Source organism: Novosphingobium olei, assembly GCF_012927405.1.
In the GTDB taxonomy this organism is placed as follows: domain Bacteria; phylum Pseudomonadota; class Alphaproteobacteria; order Sphingomonadales; family Sphingomonadaceae; genus Novosphingobium; species Novosphingobium olei.
The window spans coordinates 113111-133110 of sequence record NZ_JABBGM010000005.1 but is presented as its reverse complement, the minus strand read 5'-3'; the positions used below and the strand labels follow the sequence as shown (position 1 = coordinate 133110).

At 65.4% G+C, this 20000-nt stretch carries 14 protein-coding genes; 8 read left to right on the top strand and 6 right to left on the bottom strand.

Annotated features, from left to right (window positions below):
* Positions 1-4: 4 nt before the first annotated feature.
* Positions 5-2581, bottom strand: coding sequence for a cyclic nucleotide-binding domain-containing protein (locus tag HHL27_RS12590; RefSeq protein ID WP_169493781.1), 2577 nt, complete (start codon positions 2579-2581; stop codon positions 5-7).
* A gap of 272 nt (positions 2582-2853) precedes the next feature.
* Between HHL27_RS12590 and HHL27_RS12585 the strand changes: the two genes are divergently transcribed.
* Complete coding sequence (locus tag HHL27_RS12585; RefSeq protein ID WP_169493780.1) at positions 2854-3864, top strand: tetratricopeptide repeat protein; 1011 nt, start codon at positions 2854-2856, stop codon at positions 3862-3864.
* Between the two features lie 232 nt (positions 3865-4096).
* Positions 4097-4798 carry a response regulator transcription factor CtrA gene (gene ctrA, locus HHL27_RS12580; protein ID WP_169493779.1) on the top strand — a complete coding sequence of 234 codons (702 nt, stop codon included), beginning with the start codon at positions 4097-4099 and terminating at the stop codon, positions 4796-4798.
* Positions 4799-4907: 109 nt separating this feature from the next.
* Here ctrA and HHL27_RS12575 read toward each other — a convergent pair whose 3' ends face one another.
* On the bottom strand, positions 4908-5753 hold the full coding sequence (locus HHL27_RS12575) for a helix-turn-helix domain-containing protein (RefSeq protein ID WP_240959794.1): 846 nt from the start codon (positions 5751-5753) through the stop codon (positions 4908-4910).
* A 132-nt stretch (positions 5754-5885) separates the two neighbouring features.
* Here HHL27_RS12575 and trmB point away from each other — a divergent pair, with 132 nt between their 5' ends.
* Complete coding sequence (trmB, locus tag HHL27_RS12570) at positions 5886-6602, top strand: tRNA (guanine(46)-N(7))-methyltransferase TrmB (protein WP_169493778.1); 717 nt, start codon at positions 5886-5888, stop codon at positions 6600-6602.
* Between the two features lie 4 nt (positions 6603-6606).
* Here trmB and HHL27_RS12565 read toward each other — a convergent pair whose 3' ends face one another.
* The 4 genes from HHL27_RS12565 to HHL27_RS12550 all read right to left on the bottom strand — a co-directional run bounded on the left by HHL27_RS12565 (position 6607) and on the right by HHL27_RS12550 (position 11137).
* A complete protein-coding gene (locus HHL27_RS12565) occupies positions 6607-7377 on the bottom strand; it encodes a DeoR/GlpR family DNA-binding transcription regulator (RefSeq protein ID WP_169493777.1) in 771 nt (256 codons plus the stop codon).
* An 83-nt stretch (positions 7378-7460) separates the two neighbouring features.
* Positions 7461-8543, bottom strand: a complete 1083-nt coding sequence (gene rhaT / locus HHL27_RS12560) for an L-rhamnose/proton symporter RhaT (protein ID WP_169493776.1) — start codon at positions 8541-8543, stop codon at positions 7461-7463.
* 24 nt (positions 8544-8567) lie between these two features.
* Positions 8568-9713, bottom strand: coding sequence for an FMN-dependent L-lactate dehydrogenase LldD (gene lldD / locus HHL27_RS12555; RefSeq protein WP_169493775.1), 1146 nt, complete (start codon positions 9711-9713; stop codon positions 8568-8570).
* Positions 9710-11137 (bottom strand): FGGY-family carbohydrate kinase, encoded by a 1428-nt coding sequence (locus tag HHL27_RS12550; protein WP_338114895.1) that lies wholly within the window; start codon positions 11135-11137, stop codon positions 9710-9712. The genes lldD and HHL27_RS12550 overlap by 4 nt, the downstream gene beginning before the upstream one ends.
* A gap of 119 nt (positions 11138-11256) precedes the next feature.
* Here HHL27_RS12550 and HHL27_RS12545 point away from each other — a divergent pair, with 119 nt between their 5' ends.
* Genes HHL27_RS12545 through HHL27_RS12525 form a run of 5 tightly spaced genes read left to right on the top strand, consistent with a single transcriptional unit; the run spans position 11257 to position 19959 of the window.
* Positions 11257-13368 (top strand): bifunctional rhamnulose-1-phosphate aldolase/short-chain dehydrogenase, encoded by a 2112-nt coding sequence (locus HHL27_RS12545; protein WP_169493773.1) that lies wholly within the window; start codon positions 11257-11259, stop codon positions 13366-13368.
* A gap of 23 nt (positions 13369-13391) precedes the next feature.
* On the top strand, positions 13392-14330 hold the full coding sequence (locus HHL27_RS12540) for an alpha/beta hydrolase (RefSeq protein WP_169493772.1): 939 nt from the start codon (positions 13392-13394) through the stop codon (positions 14328-14330).
* Positions 14327-15616, top strand: coding sequence for an L-rhamnose catabolism isomerase (rhaI, locus tag HHL27_RS12535; RefSeq protein WP_169493771.1), 1290 nt, complete (start codon positions 14327-14329; stop codon positions 15614-15616). Before HHL27_RS12540 ends, rhaI begins: the two co-directional genes overlap by 4 nt.
* A 39-nt stretch (positions 15617-15655) precedes the next feature.
* A complete protein-coding gene (locus tag HHL27_RS12530) occupies positions 15656-19072 on the top strand; it encodes a glycosyl hydrolase (RefSeq protein ID WP_169493770.1) in 3417 nt (1138 codons plus the stop codon).
* Positions 19069-19959, top strand: a complete 891-nt coding sequence (locus tag HHL27_RS12525) for a LysR family transcriptional regulator (RefSeq protein WP_169493769.1) — start codon at positions 19069-19071, stop codon at positions 19957-19959. Before HHL27_RS12530 ends, HHL27_RS12525 begins: the two co-directional genes overlap by 4 nt.
* The last annotated feature ends 41 nt before the right edge of the window (positions 19960-20000 follow it).

Here is a 20000-nt window from a genome sequence, read left to right as displayed (position 1 = left end):
ACCGTCAGGCCCCCTCGTTCTCGAGCCGCGCGACGGTCAGGAACTCGTCGGGCGAGACGCGGATGGCAGCGCCCGTGGGGCAGGCGCGCACGCAGCTGGGGCCGCCTTCGATTCCCGCGCACATGTCACACTTGATCGCCTTCTTGCGGTCGAGCGCTTCATCCACGGCGGGATCGCCGGTGTACTTGGTGTTCTTCTTCGACCACTTGTAGGATGGTTCGCCCGGCCCCGGCCCCTTGCCGAAGAACAGCCAGCTCAGCAGGCCGGGCTTCTTCGGTGGCACCTTGTCCATGCGGATCACGCCATAGGGGCAGTTGCGCTGGCAGTTGCCGCAGCCGATGCAGGTGTCGTTGATCCGCACTTCGCCGTCGGGTCCGCGCTGGATCGCGTTGGGCGGGCAATCGGCCATGCAGTGCGGGTGTTCGCAGTGGCGGCAGCTGGTCGGCACGTGCAGGTGGGCAAAGCTCTTGCCCGCCTCGCGGTCCAGCCGCGACAGGCCGTCGTGGCTGTCGGCGCAGGCCTTCTCGCAGTTGTCGCAGCCCACGCACAGCCGCTCGTCGATCAGCAGAACGTCGGTCGCTTCGCCAAGGCCCTGGCTGACAAGGAACTTGGCCTGCTCGGAATAGAGGTCGACGACGCCCGAAAAGCTGTCCTTCTTCGATTCGACGAAGGCGTTGGTGCGCCGGCGCACCTCCATGTCCTTGCGCGCGCGCTCCAGCAGGGCGGGCTTCGCCGCCAGCACGCGGCCGAAGGCTTCGCCATCGACCTTGATCACCTCGCTCTTGATCGCCGCGCGCACCGTGGCGGTGCGCTGCCCGCCATCGATCAGCGCCATCTCGCCGACATAGGAACCGGCGGGAAGGTAGGAGAGGAACACCGGCTTTCCACCGACTTCCTTTTCCACAATCATCGAGCCGACGCGGATGACGTAGATGTCCTTGTCGTCGTCGCCTTCCTTGATGATCGCATCGCCCGCGCGGACCGACATGATCTTGGCGGTCTTCACCACCTCGGCCACATCTTCCTTGGTCAGCCCCGATCCGAACATCTGCAGCAGCTGGCGCTCGATCGAGATGCGCTCGATCGCGCGCTTTGCGGTCGGCACCTGGCTCTGCAGCTTCAATGCGGCGTTGCGGCTGATCTCTACGCAGATGCAGTCTTCGGCGGCCACGATCGTTGCGCCGCGCCGGCGGCCCGAAATGAGGCCGACTTCGCCGAAGATAGACCCTTGCGGGATCGGCACCACCTTGCTGGCATCGTTGGGGGCTAGCCGCACGTTGACCGATCCGTCGGCAATGGCGAACAGCGACGATCCGGGATCGTTCTTCTCGAACACCGTCGCGCCGGCCGAATAGAAGCGTGCATCGGAATCGAGCATGAACTCGCGCAGCTGCAGCGTGGTCATGCCTTCGAGGATGCTTACCCGCGTGCGCAGGAACTCCAGCCATTCGTTGACGCTGCGCTTGCCGGGCAGCCCTGCGAACTTGGCTTCGAGCAGCGGTTCGTCGGCGGGCTTCAGGTCGCGGTTGCCGGCGATGAACTCGACCACGTCGTAGCCCTGGTTCATGCAGTGCTTGATCAGCGGATAGCCGGCCAGCGCGCCGATCACGAAAATGCCGGGCGCGCTCGATTCGAACTGCGGGGACAGCGTCGGGAAAGCCAGCCGGTCGTTGCTGGCGAATTCGATGCCGCAGCCTTCGACAAAGGCGCGTGGCGGTGCCGATCCGATGCGGGCGATGATCCGGTCGCAGCGAATGCGTTCCTCGCCATCGCGGGTGCTGAGCGTGATCCAGCCCGGCTCGATCGCCTTGGTTTCGGATTCGTAGCGGATGGTCAGCTTGCCGGCGGCATCGTCCTCCACCAGCGCCTTGGCGTTGGGTTCCTTGGCGGTGGCGAAGCTTTCGCGCACGTTGGTGGATTTGGGGCTGCGGTTGAGCACCGTCACCACATTGCCCTGCGCCGGGTCTTCGACCAGCCCGCGCGCGTTCTCGATTCCCGCATCGCCCGTGCCCACGACCACGATATGCTGGTCAAGCACGGCGTAGGGGTCGTCGAGCTGATAGGTCACGTGCGGCAGATCGGCGCCGGGGCAGCGCATCAGGTTGGGGTTGCCCTGCGTGCCGATGGCCAGGACCACCGTCTCGGCCATGATCGTTTCGCCGTTCGTCAGCTCGATCGCATAGGGCGGGGCGTGGCGCTGGATCTGCGTGGTCGTGGTCGATCCGTCGCGGGCGCGCGTGACGATCGTCTGGACCGAGCCGTCGATCGCGGGCCCGGTGCCGCGGATCGCCTTCACGTCGGCATTGTACTTCACGTTGACGCCCAGCGCGGCGGTACGTGCGTTCCAGCGCTCGAGGATATCTTCGCGCTTGCCGGCGTCGAACTCCTGGTCCGATCGCAGGATCAGCTGCGATGGCGTCGCCATCACGTGCTTGCCCTTCTGGTACTTGAAGATGGTGTCCGACAGGTGGTCGGTCTTTTCCAGCAGAACGTGATCCAGCCCCAGCTGCGCGGCGCGGCTGGCCGCGCTCATCCCGGCCGGGCCCGACCCGACGATTGCCACCTTGTAGAGCACGCTCACAGGTCCAGTGTCCCCCGCCCACAGAGAGACCGGCGCTGGTGCGCGCGCGTTTGCCCCCCTGTCGTCTTTTCCGTTTGGCGCGAACCCGTTTGGAGCCTGACCTTAGCGCAAGACGGCCCGTTTGCCAGCAGCAATTTGCCCCGCGAAGGCGACCGCCCAAGGCGGGCGGCCGCCGCAAGTGCGGCGTTCTCTTGCGCTTGGCGGCGCGTGCGCGATATGCGGCGCGTCGATAAGACGTTGCGCGCATGGGCGGCGCAGGGCAGGAGCAAGCGATGACCGAGGCTGACTCCCGATCGACCGGCACGGCGCCCGCACCAGCGGGTGCGGCATCCGGCCGCGCGGGCAAGGTTGTGCTGGGCTTTGCCGCCGCCGTGGCCCTGGCCGCGGGCGGCGTGGCCGCCTTCCGCAAGCCGCACGAAGATGTCGCGCTGGTCCAGCCGCAGCCGCCCGCGCCGACCGAAAGCCAGACGCCCTCGGTCGACGATGTCATCGCCAAGCTTGAAAAGCGGCTCGCCGAAAATCCCGAGGACGCAGAAGGCTGGCGCATGCTCGGCTGGTCCTACTTCCAGACCGAACGCTACGCCGAAGCGGCCACCGCGCTCAGGAAGGCGACCAAGCTCGATCCCGAGCATGCCGAAACCTTCTCGTTCCTGGGCGAGGCGCTGGTGCTCGCCAGCAACAAGGAAGGCCGGATCCCGCCCGATGCGCGCGCGGCCTTCGACAAGGCGCTCAAGCTCGATCCCAAGGACGCGCGCGCCCGCTACTTCAAGGCGGTGGCGATGGACCTTGCCGGCAACCACCGCCGCGCGATTAACGCGTGGTTCGCGCTGCTTGCCGATACCCCGGCCGATGCGCCCTATGCCGAAGACATCCGCAAGGTGATTCGCGACGTTGCCGACAAGTACAAGATCGACGTCGAGAAGCGCCTGGCCGAAGCGCAGTTCGCAGCGCCGGCGGGCGGCATGGCCACGGATGGCGCAAAACTGGCCGCAGGGGCCATTCCCGGGCCGACCAGCACCGAGATGCGCGCCGCCGCCGGGCTACCCAAGGGGCAGCAGGAAGCGATGATCAACGGCATGGTCGATGGTCTTGAAGCCAAGCTCAAGGCGCGGCCCGAGAACCCCGAAGGCTGGATCATGCTGATGCGCAGCCGCATGCAGCTAGGCCAGCCGGCGCGTGCGGCGCAGGCGCTGCAGGATGGCCTTGCCGCGCTGCGCAACGATCAGGAAAATGCCCGCCGCCTGCGCGAAGCCGCGTCAAGCCTCGGAGTCGCCGGCGCCTGAGGGTGGCTTTGCGCGGTTCAATTTAAGCGCTTGTGTTGCGTCGCATCATCCATTCCCGCCCGCAAGATCACGTATATTCAGGGAAAATGCCGTAAACGATCATCTTCACTTTGGAGCGGTTACGATAAATTAACCTTTAACGTTCATTCCTCCTATGGTTAATAGAGCGCAGGATCACAAACGACTGGCCATGTCGGATCCGCGCCGGGGAATGGCATTAGGGGGCACTTACATGCGTGTGCTGCTGATCGAGGACGAGCCGACCACCGCCAAGGCGATCGAGCTCATGTTGAGCGCCGAGGGTTTCAACGTCTACTCCACCGACCTCGGTGAAGAAGGCCTCGATCTGGGCAAGCTCTACGATTACGATATCATCCTGCTCGACCTGAACCTGCCCGACATGCACGGGTACGACGTGCTCAAGAAGCTGCGCGTCGCCAAGGTGCAGACCCCGGTGCTGATCCTCTCGGGCATCTCGGAAATGGACAGCAAGGTCCGCTCGTTTGGCTTCGGCGCCGACGACTACGTGACCAAGCCCTTCCACCGCGAGGAACTGATCGCCCGCATCCACGCCGTGGTGCGCCGCTCGAAGGGTCACTCGCAGTCGGTCATCCGCACCGGCAAGCTTTCGGTCAACCTCGACGCCAAGACGGTCGAGGTCGACAGCGCCCGCGTCCACCTCACGGGCAAGGAATACGCCATGTTGGAGCTGCTTTCGCTCCGCAAGGGCACCACGCTGACCAAGGAGATGTTCCTCAATCATCTCTATGGCGGCATGGACGAACCCGAACTCAAGATCATCGACGTGTTCATCTGCAAGCTGCGCAAGAAGCTCGCGCATGCTTGCGGCGGCGAAAACTACATCGAAACCGTCTGGGGCCGTGGCTACGTGCTGCGCGATCCGGACGACATGAGTGCAATCGAAGCGGCCTGAACCGCTCGACCCCCCTTCACACCTCTGCAACGGCTCGCGTCCACCAGCGCGAGCCGTTTCCTTTTGTGCGCCGGCGGCGTCCGTCGATGCTCCTTCGGTCGATGCTTCTTCAATCGATGCGTCGGAACACCGTGGTCTCAAGCTTGGGCAGGTCCTTGCCCGCCCACACGATCGTCTCGGTCATCGTGCGCCGGTCCTTTGCTACCGCATAGACCCGGGTCGAGATCGGCTGGCCCCCCTTGCCCAGCGTCATCACCAGCGTGTTCGGCGCGGGCTGGCGCAGCGAGGCGGTATCGATGGCGGCGAAGTTGCCGCTCACCGGCACCGCCACGCCATCGGTTGCAGCGGTCGAATGCGCCTTCATTACCGAACCGTCGGGCGCGGTGATCTCGACATCGGTGGTCCATTTGCGGTCCGCCCCGGTCGCAAAGGCGATCGTCACGCCCCTGGGCCGCTCCTCGGCGGGAATGCGTGCTACGTCGAGCGCCCACCGGCCGACCAGCGGCGATGGGGCCGCCGCCGCCGTCGTGGCGCGGTCAGGCGCAGCGGCGCGCCAAGGCGAATCGGTCATCGACAGCAAGCCGCCGATAGCGATGGCGGGTAGAAGGATCAGCATGGCAAGGGCTCCTTTCGAAAGGGGCCACCCCGATCGGGGCGGCATGGACCCCTGATCGGCTCCACCATCAGCCGTGTGCAGATCGATTTTCTCGTCCCGATTTTTCTGTGCCGCCGCCCAGGCATCGTGCAGCCGGGCCAGTTCGCGGCTACTGCCGATCCCGGTCTTGCGGCGCGCATCGCGCAGGCGTTCGTTGATCGATGCTTCGGAGCGGCCCAGAAGCCCCGCAATCGACTTCACTGTGTGCCCGGCGGTCAGCAAGCCCAGGATCTCGCGCTCGCGGTCGCTCAGCGCTCCCAGCGACGCATCGAGATCGGGGTCTGCCAGTTCCGCTACCATCAAGGTCGATTGATCATCACACGGCCCCGCGGGCGTCCATCCCAATTTTTTCGTGGAGCCACCGGCTCGGCGCGCGCCGGTTGCCAAACCGCGCCATGCCTGCCATCGGCCCCGCAATTTCCGAGAGAGCCCATGACCGCCCACAAGCCCGGTGACCCGACCACGATCAATCGCCTCTATGGCCGCGCCAAGGGCAAGCCCCTGCGCGCCGGGCAACAGGCGCTGGTCGACAACCTGCTGCCGCAGATCGCGGTGCCCGCCGATGGTCCGGTCACGGCCCTCGCGCTGTTCGGGCAGGATTGCCCGCTTCATTTCGAGATCGGATTCGGCGGCGGCGAACACATGGCCGCCCGTGCCGACATGCTGCCCGATCACGGCTTCATCGGCGCCGAACCGTTCCTCAACGGCGTGGCCCAGGCGCTGACCCACGTCGATGGCGATGGCGGCGCGCATCCGCCGATCCGCAACGTGCGGATCCACCATGGCGATGCGCTCGAAGTGCTGCGCCGCATTCCCGATGGCGCGCTCTCGTTCCTCTACCTGCTCCACCCCGATCCCTGGCCCAAGGCGCGCCACGCCAAGCGCCGGATGATGAACGATGGGCCGGTAGACCTGTTCGCCGCCAAGCTCAGGCCGGGCGGCGAATTCCGCTTCGGTACCGATCATGCGGTCTATCTGCGCCACGCACTTGGCGTGATGCAGCGCCACACCGACCAGTTTGAGTGGCTGGCGAAGGAAGCGCGGGACTTTCAGGTGCGCCCCGGCGGCTGGCCCGAAACCCGCTACGAACACAAGGCCCGCACCGTCTACGGGCACGAGGTCTGGTACTTCCGCTACCGCCGCAGATAGGGGCTCAGCAGCGAATCAGCTCTATTCCCGCGTCCTCGATGATCGCCGCGCTGTGATCGGAGATGTTGCCGTCGGTGATCAGGGTGTCGATTTCGGACAGACCGCACACGATCGTGCCTGATTCCGTGCGGAACTTGCTGCTATCGACCAGCAGGATGACCTTTTCGGCACGGTCGATCAGCCGCCGCTCCGCAGCGACCAGTACGGGGTCGGCCTGCATGACGCCCTGCGGACCGACAGCGGCGGCCCCCATGAACAGCCGCGGGGCGTGGAAGCGAGGCATGGATTCCTCGCCCGCAGGGGCCAAGATGATGTTCTGTTCCCTGAAAACCGCCCCCGACGGGACGAGGATGCGCGTGCTGGCCTGACCCAGCAGGGCGTTCACGATGTGCAGCGAATTTGTCAGCACCTGCAGGCCAAGGCCGTCAAGATGCGGGCACATCTGCAAGGTAGTGGTGCCGCCATCGATCATCACGCCTTCACCGGGGCGGCACAGCGCTGCAGCCGCCCTGCCGATGGCCTGCTTCCAGGACAGGTTCTGCGTGATGTTCAGATCGAACGGCGTGCCAAGAAGGTTGCGGGTGTCTGCCTCTTCTTCGCGCTGTTTCGCCCCGCCGTGGACGCGGACGAGTTTGCCGTCCTCTTCCAGGCGCGTCAGGTCGCGCCTGATCGTCGCGGGGGAAGCATCCAGCAGCGCCTCCAGATCGCGATAGCTGATGAACCCGGTCGGGCGCAGCGCCTCGATGATCATTCTTTCGCGTTCGGCCGCGTGCATGGTCGTGTTTGGCCCCTGAAACCTGCTGTGACGCCTATGCAGCAAGGATTGAGCGAATTCCATCGTTCCTGACGATGTCGCGCTCAGCCTGCGGTCACGGTCGCAGCTTCGATCATGTTGCCGATGCCGATGACGACAGTCGCACCGACAAGCAGGGCGATGCCGGTCCAGACGAGCGTACGTGTGCGGCGGCTCGCGCCCTTCCATTCCTTGAGAGCGAAACCCCACAGCGTGGAAAACAGGATGATCGATGCCATGTGCAGCGTCCAGGACGAGAAGCCGAAGCGGCCCATCTGGCTTTCGCCCATCGTGTAGAAGAAGAACTGGCCGTACCACAGCGTTCCGCCCAGCGCGGCAAGCAGCCAGTTGGCCAGCAGCGGCGCCGGCCCGCCATTCTCGGGATCGGAGACGGCGCCGAAGAACTGGCCGAAGCTGCGGTTCTTGCCGATGAGATAGGCGCACCACAGAAGATTGGTGGTCAGGCCGCCAGCAAGGACGACGCAGAGCACCGGCAGGCCCTGGCTCAGCGGATCAGTGCCGGCGGCAAGGGTCAGGTCGCGGATTGCCTGGCCGGCGTCGAGCCCCCAAGCAAAGCAGCCCGACATGCAGCCTGAGAAGACCGCGATCAGCAGGCCCTTGCGCAAGTCGAATTCGGCGACGCCTTCCGAAGCCTGGCCGCCGAGGTCCTGTTCCTTGGCGCTGCCCGCACGGGCGACCACGACGATGCCGACGAGGGTGATGAGAATGCCCAGCAGGGTGAGTTGTCCGCTGGACTTGGCCGCGATTTCGCCAATGGTGCCGTGGAAGATCGGCGGCCCCATCGTCCCGATGACAGTGGTCAGCCCTAGCGCCACCGCCATGCCGAGCGAGAGGCCGAGATACCGCATTGTCAGCCCGAAGGTGAGACCGCCAAAGCCCCACATCGCGCCCCAGAACCAGCACCAGGCGAGCGTTTCGCGTGGAGCCGACGAGAGCACACCGAGCAGGTCTTCGGTGCGCAAGGCAGCGAAGACCCAAGGGGCGATCGCCCATGAAAACAGGCCGCCAGCAAGCCAGAACACTTCCCACGACCAGCGCTGGATGCGCTTGTAAGGCACGTAGAAGCTGGCCGAGGAAAACCCTCCGATCCAGTGGAAAAGCACGCCCAGCAAAGGGTTCCCGCCCATCGATCCAATCCCTTCCTTGTCGTTTTATCGTTGTGCGAGGATCGACCGGTCGATCTCGGCAATGGAGGTGACGCCGGTGAGCGTCATCGCGACGCGCATCTCGGCGTCGATCAGGCGGAGCATGTGCTCGACCCCGGCCTGCCCGCGCGCGGCAAGGGCAAAGGCCCAGGCCCGGCCAAGCAAGACACCTTTCGCCCCGAGCGCCAGCATGCGCAGAACGTCCAGGCCCGAACGCACACCCCCGTCGGCAAGCACGGTGAGCTGGTCGCCCACAGCCTCGGCAATGGGAGGCAGCGCCTGTGCGGTGGACAGCACGCCATCGAGCTGTCGGCCGCCGTGGTTCGAAACGACGATACCATCGGCGCCGATCGCGGCGGCTTCGCGCGCGTCCTCGGGATCGAGCAGCCCCTTGATCACCAACGGACCGTTCCATTCCGAGCGGATGAAATCGAGATCCTTCCACGAGATCGAGTTGTCGAAGTTCTCGCGCATCCAGGCAAAGAAGTCCTCGATCCCGGTCTTGCCCTGCAGCTTGCGGGCGACGTTGCCGAGCGCGTGGGGCCGGCCCATGACGCCCACGTCCCAAGCCCAGTCTGGCTTCATTGCACCTTGCAGGGCGCGGCGCACCGCCCCCTGCAGGCCCGGCGCGCCGGCAAGGCCCGAGTGGTAATCGCGATAGCGGCTTCCCGGCACCGGCATGTCGACGGTGAAGACCAGCGTCGAGCACTTGAGCTCGACCGCTTCCTGCAACAGCTCGCGGACGAAGCCGCGGTCGCGGATCATGTAGAGCTGGAACCAGAACGGCCGGCTGGCGGAGCGGGCGACTTCGGCCATCGAGCAGGCAGAGACGGTCGAAAGGGTAAAGGGGATGCCCGCCGTTTCGGCTGCGCGCACGGCTTGGCATTCGCCGCGCCTTGCGTTCATCCCGGCGAGGCCGATCGGCGCAAGGGCGACAGGCAAGGCCTGTCTCTGGCCGAACAGCTCGGTCGAAAGGTCGAGTTGCGACATGTCGCGCAGCACCCGCTGGCGTAGCGCTATGTTTTCGAGGTCGGCGATGTTCCGGCGCAGCGTCACTTCCGCATACGAGCCGCCGTCGATGTATTCGAACAGGAACCGGGGCAGCCGCTTGCGGGCGAGTTCGCGGTAGTCGGGGATCGAGGCGGCGATCATGCGGCGTTGCTCACGTTTGCGGCTTCCACTTCTGCCAGCCAGCGACTGCGATAGGTATCGAGATCGGCATCGAGCGGTCGCACCCGCACCAGGTCGCCCTGCGGTTTGAGGCCCGGATCGATCAGCCGCAGGGCACCGAAGGATACATCGTTGTGCGCGATGGCGGTGAAGACCTGGCAATCCGGGCGAAGTGTGGCGAGTGCGCGCACGAAGACTTCAGCTTCGGCAAAGCGCCCTTCAACCAGCAGGCGCTCCGATGCGCCGATAAGGTCCAGCGACGTGTCGGCGACCAGCGCGGCGTAAAGGCAGGCAAGGGCCCGGCGTTCGTACCAGTCGTCCGGCCGGTTGACCCAGGTGAAGGTCGCGTTCGGGTACGGGCCGCAACCGCCGCACAGGGTGGGCAGGATCATGCGGTTGTTCCTGAGCACTTCGGGCACCGCCGCAAGCAGCGCCGGCTGATCGGGCTTGATGTCGACCCTGCGAGTATCGATCTCGATCAGCGTTTCGATTTCGCGCCCACCCATGAAGCGCGCCGAGGGCACCGGATTGCCGTAGGCATCGACATTGACCAGGCAATCGCGCTCTTCCGGCAGCACCGCCGTGTCAACGGTCCGTGCCGGCACTCTTTGCGGTGTCCGCATCGCGATGAACCAGGTGCCGGTCGAAAGGACGGTCGCTTCGTTGTCCGCAATCTCGGCAAATCCGCGCGCGGCGAGAAGCGCGGCGTTCGAATCGTGCAACCCCGCCAGGACTTCGACGTCCGGTGAAAGACCCGTGGCTGCCGCGATGTCCGGCGTCAGCGTGCCGACTACATCACTCGCACGCACGACCGGCTTCAGCTTTTCGGCCCATCCCATGCGTTCGGCGAGGGGCGAGAAATCCTGCGCTCGCGGGTTCCAGAGGTCTGAATGACAGCCCAGGCTGGTGACCTCGCTGACCGCGCGACCGGTCAGGAAAAAGGCCCAGTATTGCGCCCAGGGCACCAGCGCGGCGCGGGCCATGATCTGCGGATACAACCGCTCCATCCAGAACAGTTGCGCGCCGAAATTCAATCCGCCGGAAAGCGCCGGGGAGCCTGTGACCGAAAACGGGTCCCGTGCCGCGCGATACTCGGCAAGCAATTCCTCGGGCAGCTCTTCTTCATAATCGAGCGGCGGAAAGGCCAGCCGGCCCTGATCCAGCGCGCAGACTGCGGCGCCGTGGCCAACGGGAACTATCGTCCGGACCGGATGCCCGGCGTGCCGTCCAAGCGTTTCGAGCAGCCACTGTGCGGTGCCCCCGGCGTCGAGTCGGCGCACTCCATCGACTTCGATCGGCGTATTCGGCCGCACCTGGCGGTCGAGCATCTGACCGGCCGGGTCCCAGAGACTGACCTTGCTGAGCGTCTTGCCCAGATCGATGACAATGGTGGTGCCGTTCGGCACGCTGCTCTCCCTGCTTTGCGTTAAATGATCAATATCGATCATTGTTGATCATTTCCAGTAGAAATGTTAGCAGCACCTTCGTACGGCGCAACGCCGACCTGATGCTTCAAAGGGATGCCATGAACGCCCAGACCTCGATTTCCGCAGCCGCGATCCCTTTCGCGGTGCCAACCAGCCGCTGGGACGACTCGGTCGCCGCGACGCTCAGTCCCGCGCAACTGCTGCTTTATCGTTCGAACCTGCTCGGAAGCGATCTTACGGTCACGAACTTCGGCGGCGGCAACACGTCGGCCAAGCTGGAGGAGGTCGACCCACTGACCGGCGAGAAGGTCGAAGTGCTGTGGGTCAAGGGATCGGGCGGCGACATCGGCTCGATGAAGCTCGATGGCTTCGCCACGCTCTACCAGTCGAAGCTGCTGGGGCTCGAGGCGCACTATGCTGGGCCCGACGATGACGACAAGATGGTCGGCTACCTGCCGCATTGCACCTTCAACCTGAATGGCCGCGCGGCCAGCATCGACACGCCGCTGCACTCGCTGCTGCCCTTCGCACACGTCGATCACGTCCACCCCGATGCGATCATTGCGCTCGCGGCCTCGTCCGGCGGGGAAGCGGCCACAAGGGAAATCTGGGGCGGCAAGATCGGCTGGCTGCCGTGGAAGCGCCCGGGCTACACGCTGGGCGTGATGCTGCGCGATTTCGTCGAGGCGAATCCCGGTGTCGAAGGCGTCATGCTCGCTGGCCACGGCATCATCTGCTGGGCCGACAGTGCCAAGGCCTGCTACGAACATACCGTTTCGCTGATCGCGGATGCTGCGGCCTACCTCAACGCCAAGCTGGGCGACAAGCCCGCGTTCGGTGGCCAGAAGGTCGCGCCGAATCCCGATCGCGCCGCCATCGCCGCCGATCTGATGCCCCGCCTGCGCGGCTTCATGACCGGCGCACGTCGCAAGCTCGGCCACTACTCGGACGATGCCGAGGCGCTGGAGTTCGTTGGCTCGGTCGAGTTTGAGCGCCTCGCCGCGCTCGGCACCTCGTGCCCGGACCACTTCCTGCGCACCAAGATCGCGCCGCTGACGCTCGATCCGGCGCGCCTTGCCGACGATGCCTATCTCGCCGAGCAGATCGCCGCCTATCGCGATCTCTACGCGGCCTATTACGAGCGCTGCAAGCGCGGTAACAGCCCGGCGATGCGCGATTCCAACCCGGTGGTCGTGCTTGTCCCGGGCGTCGGTCGCATCACCTTCGCCACCGACAAGACCACCGCCCGGCTTGCGGGCGAGTTCTATGGCAATGCCATCAACGTTATGCGCGGGGCTGAAGCGATCGGCGACTATATCGCGCTCGATGAACAGGAAGCATTCGACATCGAATACTGGCTTCTCGAGGAGGCCAAGCTGCAGCGGATGCCCGCGCCCAAGCCGATGGTCGGCAAGATCGCGCTCGTCACCGGCGGCGCGGGCGGCATCGGTGCGGCGACGGCCGCCCGATTCCTGCGCGAAGGCGCGTGCGTGGTGCTGGCCGACCGCGACGCCACCGCCGCCGAAGAAGTGCGTGCGGGGTTTGCGAAGCAGTTCGGCAAGGACGTGGTCCGCGCCGTGGCCTGCGACGTCACCGACGAAGCGCAGGTCGCCGCCGCGTTCGAATACACCGCGCGCGAGTTCGGCGGGCTGGATGTGCTGGTCGCCAATGCTGGCATCGCTTCGTCGGCACCCATCGAGCAGACCACGCTCGACCTGTGGAACCGCAATTACGACGTTCTGGCGCAGGGGTATTTCCTGACGGCCCGCGCCGCCTGGCCGCTGCTCAAGCGGATGAAGGAGCAGGGCGGTTCGTCGGTCGTGTTCATCGGTTCGAAGAACGCGGTCGCCGCTGCAGCTGGCGCATCGGCCTATGCCTCGGCCAAGGCAGCCGCCAACCACCTCGCACGCTGCCTCGCGCTGGAGGGCGCGCCTGAAGGCATCCGCGTCAACGTCGTGAACCCCGATGCGGTCATCCGCGGCAGCAAGATCTGGGACGGCGACTGGCGCAAGGAACGCGCGGCCTCGAACGGCATCGACGCGGGCGACGAACTCGAAGCGCACTATCGCAACCGCTCGATGCTCAAGCGCGACGTGCTGCCCGAAGACATTGCCGAAGCTGCCTACTGGCTGGGTTCGGAAGCATCGGCCAAGTCCACGGGCAACATGATCAATGTCGATGCGGGCAACGTGCAGGCCTTCACGCGCTGACGCCCTTGGGAGAGGATAAGGCAATGAAAGCCAGAAAAGCCGTTCTGCTTGCCCTGAATCTGGCCCTGACTGTCGCGGTGACTGCGCCTGCCTTCGCGCAAGGCGGGCCGCCGCCTTCGGAACCGGTCGCCGCGCCGGCCGAACCCGGAGCGATTGCGCTCTATGGAGACAAGACCCCCGGCAGCGCGGCCAGCGAACAGTGGATCAAGTTCATGGGTCGCGACCTTGCCGTCCGCAATGTCACCCGGCCTACGATCACTCCGGTCCTGCCTGATCCTGCCAAGGCCACGGGCGCGGCAGTGGTCGTCGCGCCGGGCGGGGCGTTCATGATGCTCGCCATGGACCACGAAGGGTGGAACGTGGCGCGCGCGCTGGCCGATCGCGGCATTGCTGCCTTTGTACTCAAGTACCGCCTCAACCCCACACCCAAGGACGATGGCGAAGCGGGCAAGTTCATGGGGGCGGCGCTGCAAAGCGAACTGGGCCATCCGATGACCGGCGAGCTGCTGGGCAAGTCCTCCGCGCCCGCCGACGGCAAGGCCGCTGTGGCGTGGGTTCGCGCCCATGCCACCCAATACGGGATCGACCCGGCGCGCGTCGGCATGATCGGTTTTTCTGCAGGCGCAATGACCACGCGCCGCGTCGGTCTCGATGCCGACACACCCTCGCGCCCGGCCTTCCTTGGCTACATCTACGGTCCGCAGGATGCCGAGCCGGTGCCCGCCGACGCGCCGCCGATGTTCGATGCCATTGCGCTCGACGACAGCCTGTTTCCCAGCAAGGGCTTTCCGATCGCGCAAGCCTACCTCGCTGCGAAGCGTCCGGTGGAAATCCACGGCTATCAGCGGGGCGATCACGGCTTCGGTCTCGGCGTACCCGGCACGACCACCACTCTCCTGATCGATCAATTCACCGCGTGGCTCTCGATGCAGGGCTTCCTCACGCGAAAGGACAGCAAGTGACCCTTCCCATTTCCGCAGACCTGATCGCAGAGCGCAACACAGCCCACCTCGACGCGTTGGAAGACGATTACGCAGCGCTCGGCCGCAAGCTCGCGCGCAGCGGCATCGACATCGATGCGATCAAGGCAAAGGTTGCCGGATTCTCGGTTGCCGTTCCTTCATGGGGCGCGGGGCGCGGCGGCACCCGCTTCGCCAAGTTCCCGATCCCGGGAGAGCCGACCAACATCCACGAAAAGCTGGAAGACTGCGCGGTCATCCAGCAGTTGAGCCGCGTCACCCCGCGCGTGTCGCCCCACTTTCCTTGGGACAAGGTGAGCGACTACAAGGCCCTGCGCGATGAAGCCGCCAGCCTCGGCCTCGGCTTCGATGCGGTCAATTCCAACACCTTCCAGGACCAGCAGGGGCAGGCGCATACCTACGCCAACGGCTCGCTGTCGGCACAGGATGCCGCCACACGCCAGCAGGCGGTGGACCACAACATCGAATGCATCGAGATCGGCAAGCAGCTGGGCTCGACCGACCTGACGGTGTGGGTGGGCGATGGCACCAACTTTCCCGGCCAGCAGGATTTCGCGCGCAGCCTCGACCGCTATCTCGAAGGCGCCGCGCAGATCTACGCCGCGCTGCCCGATGACTGGCGCATGCTGCTCGAACACAAGATGTTCGAACCGGCGTTCTACTCGACCGTGATCAGCGACTGGGGCTCCTCGATCCTCGCAGCGCAGGAACTCGGCCCCAAGGCCAAGTGCCTCGTCGACCTTGGCCACCATGCGCCCAACGTCAACATCGAGCAGATCGTCGCGCGCCTCCACCGCTTCGGCAAGCTGGGCGGCTTCCACTTCAACGACAGCAAGTACGGCGATGACGATCTCGATTCCGGCTCGATCAACCCGCACCAGCTGTTCCTCGTGTTCAACGAGCTGGTCGAGGCCGAGAACAACCCGCGAGACGGCTTCAACCCCAGCTACATGATCGACCAGTCGCACAACGTGACCGACCCGATCGAATCCATGCTCTCATCCGCCGAAACGATCGCGCAGTGCTTCGCCAAGGCGCAGCTGGTCGATCGCGCCGCGCTCCACGCCGCACAGGAATCGAACGACACGATGATGGCCTTCCAGGCGCTGCGCCGGGCCTACAACCTCGACGTCGCACCGATCCTCGCCAAGGCGCGGATGGAGGCCGGCGGCGCGATCGATGTGCTCGAAGCCTATCGCCTCAGCCAGTATCGCGGGCGCAAGGCGCAGGAGCGCAAGGCCGTGGGCCTTGGCGCGGGCATCGTCTGAAAACCAGCCAATAACAAAGACAAATCGGGAGTGAGCAGCATGAACCTTCGCCGTGGCGTTTCGCTCGCCAGCATCCTGGCAACCACCACGCTGCTCACGCCGGCCGCCTTGGCAGACGCGCCAGCGGCACCCGCGGCGCCGGCCTCCGCGCCCAGCCTTGAGCAGGAGTTCCAAGACCCTCCGGCGGAGGCGCGGCCGCGCGTCTGGTGGCACTGGATGAACGGCAATGTCACCAAGGATGGCATAGCCAAGGATCTGGCCTGGATGAAGCGGGTGGGCATCGGCGGCCTGCAGAACTTCGATGCCGGCCTCGCCACGCCGCAGATCGTCGATCACCGGCTGGTCTACATGACGCCCGAATGGAAGGACGCCTTCCGCTTCGCTGCGTCAGAGGCCGACAGGCTGGGTCTCGAACTCGCCATCGCGGCGTCACCTGGCTGGTCGGAAACCGGTGGGCCCTGGGTGAAGGCGCAGGACGGCCTCAAGAAGGTCGTCTGGAGCGAGACGGTCATTGCCGGGGGCAAGCGTTTTACCGGCAAGCTGGCCTCCCCACCGCAGGTTACCGGCCCGTTCCAGGATCTCGAAGCGTCCGATCCCATGGCTTCGCTGGAAGGCGGCCATGCCTTTGTCCCGCCGCGGTTCTACACCGACATCGCAGTCTTGGCCGTGCCGCATGCCGCAGTCGTCGATCCATTGCCGCAAATGGCCGATCGTGATGGAAAGACACTGGATGCCTCCGCGTTGAACGACGCCAGCCTGTCGACCGGCATTGTCCTGCCACGCGGTTCTGCCGAAGCGCCGACGACACTGGTCGCGACGTATGCCAGGCCGCAGTCGATCCGCTCTGCGACGCTGTATATTCCGGGCGCCAAGGCGCTGTTTGCCGGTGCCACCGTCGATCCCGTCCTGGAATCGAGCGATGATGGCAAGCTCTGGCGCAAGGTCGCCGACATCCCCGTGACTGCCGCCCCGACGACGATCAGCTTCCCCGCCGTCACGGCGCGCCAGTTCCGCCTTGTGCTCAAGCCCGCGCCATTCCGTGGATCGAACCTTGGCGATCCTATGCCCGGTGTCGAAGCAGACAGCGGCTTCATTGCGATGATGGCCGCTGCCGCGAAGGCACCGTTCGACATCAAGCAGTTCCGCCTGTCGTCTTCGGAGCGCGTCGACAAGTTCGAAGCCAAGGCGGGCTTTGCCATCGAGCGCGACTACTACGCACTGGGCACGCCCGATTCCGCTGCCGCGGGCATCGATCCCGCAAAGGTCATCGACCTTACCGCCAGGATGAAGACCGACGGCTCGCTCGACTGGACGCCGCCCAAAGGCTCGTGGCGGGTCATCCGGCTCGGCGCCAGCTTGCTCGGCACCACCAATCATCCCGCCCCGCCCGAGGCCACTGGGCTTGAGGTCGACAAGTTCGACGGGGCGGCTGTGCGCGGGTATCTCGAACACTACCTCGGCATGTACAAGGATGCGGCCGGTCCGGAGCTTGTGGGCCAGCGCGGCGTGCGCGCGCTGCTGACCGATTCCATCGAGGTCGGCGCGGCCAACTGGACACCGAAGATGGTTGCCCAGTTCAAGCGCCTGCGCGGCTATGACCCCACGCCGTGGTTCCCCGCGTTGACCGGTACGCTGGTTGGCAGCCGGACGCAGTCCGACGCCTTCTTGCGCGATTATCGCCAGACGCTGGCCGACCTGATGGCCTCCGAACATTACGGCACCGTCGCCAGGGTCGCGCACGAAAACGGCCTCAAGGTCTATGGCGAAGCGCTGGAGGATAACCGCCCGTCGCTGGGCGACGACATCGCCATGCGCAGCCACGCCGACGTGCCGATGGCGGCGTTGTGGACCTACTCGCGCAAGGCAGGACCCAACCCCAGCTATATTGCCGACATGAAGGGTGCGGCGTCCACGGCGCACATCTATGGGCAGAACCTCGTCGCGGCAGAGTCGATGACTTCGGCGCTCGCGCCCTGGGCCTATGCGCCGAACGAACTGCGCCGCATCATCGACCTGGAGTTCGCCAGCGGCGTGAACCGCCCGGTGGTCCACACCTCGGTCCACCAGCCTGTCGATGACAAGAAACCCGGCTTGTCGCTGCTGATCTTCGGGCAGTTCTTCAACCGGCATGAAGCCTGGGCCGAAATGGCGAAGCCGTGGGTCGACTACATGGCGCGTTCCTCGCTGCTGCTGCAGGCGGGCCGCAACGTGGCCGATGTCGGCTATTTCTATGGCGAGGAAGCGCCGATTACCGGGCTCTATGGCCAGATGCGCGTGGCGGACGCGCCGAAGGTCCATGCCTATGACTACGTCAACCGCGATGCGCTGTTCGATGCGCTCGATGTGAAGGACGGCGAGGTCGTCAGCAAGGGCGGGGCGCGGTACAAGGCGCTGTACCTTGGCGGGTCTTCACGCAAGATGACCTTGCCGACGCTCCAGCGCCTCGCCACGCTGATCGAAGCGGGCGCGACCGTGGTGGGCATGGCTCCCGAAGGTTCGCCCAGCCTCAACGACGATCCAGCAGCGTTCAAGGCGCTGACCGCCAAGTTGTGGGCTGGCGGCCCGGTCACGCAGATCGGATCGGGACAGGTAATCGCCAGCCCTGACATCGACGCCGCACTGGCTGGCGTGGGTGTCGCTCCCGATTTCCGCATGGATGGCGCGAGCAAGGATGCCGAAGTGCTCTTCGTCCATCGCCAACTGGCCGATGGCGATGCCTGGTTTGTCAACAACCGCAAGCAGGCGGACGAAACGTTCGACGCGCACTTTCGTGTTACCGGCAAACAGCCCGAACTGTGGCATGCCGATACCGGGCGGGTCGAGCCGGTGTCCTATCGGATCGCCAACGGCGAGACGATCGTGCCGATGACACTGGCCAAGGAAGATTCGGTCTTCGTGGTGTTTCGCAAGCCCGCCAGGACCGACGCTCTTGTGGTCGAAAAGCCATCGCAGGTGGCGATAGCCTCGCTCGACGCGGCGTGGAACGTCGCTTTCCAGGAAGGCCGGGGTGCACCCGCGACGCTTGCTCTGCCCAAGCTCATCCCGCTGCAGACCGCGAGCGATCCGGGCGTGCGGTACTTCTCCGGCATTGCCAGCTACAGCCGCACCTTCGATCTGCCGCGGTCGGCAGCGCCGGGGCGGCCCGTATGGCTCGATCTGGGTGCCGTAAGCGATATCGCGCAAGTGTCCGTCAACGGCATCGATGTGGGCACCGTCTGGCACGAACCTTATCGCCTTGATATCGGCAAGGCCGTCCGGCGCGGGCGCAACCTGCTCCAGATCCGCGTCGCCAACACTTGGGTCAACCGGTTGATCGGTGACGCACAACCGGGTGCCAAGCGGATCACCTGGACGGCGATCCCCACCTATCGCGCCGATGCGCCGCTGCGACCGGCAGGGTTGATCGGTCCGGTGCGGTTGCTGCAGGATGAAAACCGCGCGATATCGGAAAAATGATCGATCCCCGCGCCCTGTTGACGTTCCATGCCGTGTGTGAGGCAGGAACGATCAGCGGGGCGGCGCGGATGCTCAATCTTTCCCAGCCGTCGGTTTCGAATGCCATCGCCGCGCTGGAGGCGCGGATCGGCGCGCGCCTGTTCGATCGATCGCGAAGCGGCATCGTCCTGACGGCTGAAGGGCAGGCGCTTTCGCTTCGGGCGCGCATGTTGAACAACCTGCTTCGCGACGCGGAGAGCGAGGTTGCCGGGGTCCGTGCCGGGGTCTGGGGCCCCTTGCAGATCGGTGGCACGCCCGGTGCGCTTGTCAGCCTGCTGCCGCGCGCCATCGGGGCGTTCGACGATCTCGGGGTCAAGGTCAGCCTCAACGTGGTCGAACGGCCAGACAGCGTGCTTAACGAGATGCTGCGCAGCGGCGACATCGAACTGGCCTTCGTGACGACCGAAATCGGGGAGATGCCCGATGATCTCGTGGAAACGACCATCTCGCGCGATCCGTTCACGCTGATCGTCGGGCGCAGCCATGACGACTTGCCCGACCAGATGTCGCTGGCGGCAACGCGTGACTTGCGCTGGGTCCTGCCGGAAGCGCACGGCGCCTTTCGTCGTCAGGTTGACGCCCTGTTCATCGCCAATGGCCTGCCGATGCCCCGCGAAGTGGTCCGGTGCGATTCGCTGCTGACGACGAAGGCGATCGTCCGTTCGAGCAACCGCGTGACGATCCTGCCCCGCGCAGTCGCATCTGCCGAGCTGTCGATCGGGGTGCTGCGGGCCATCGTGCTCGAAGACGCGAACTTTACGCGAAGCGTCGGCATCCGGCGGCATCGCGATCACCTGCTGTCCGAAGCGGCGCGCCAATTGCTGCAGTATGTAGCCTCGGACGTATAATCTGGTCCTATGCTTGCATAGTGAATCAGTATTTTTCCTCC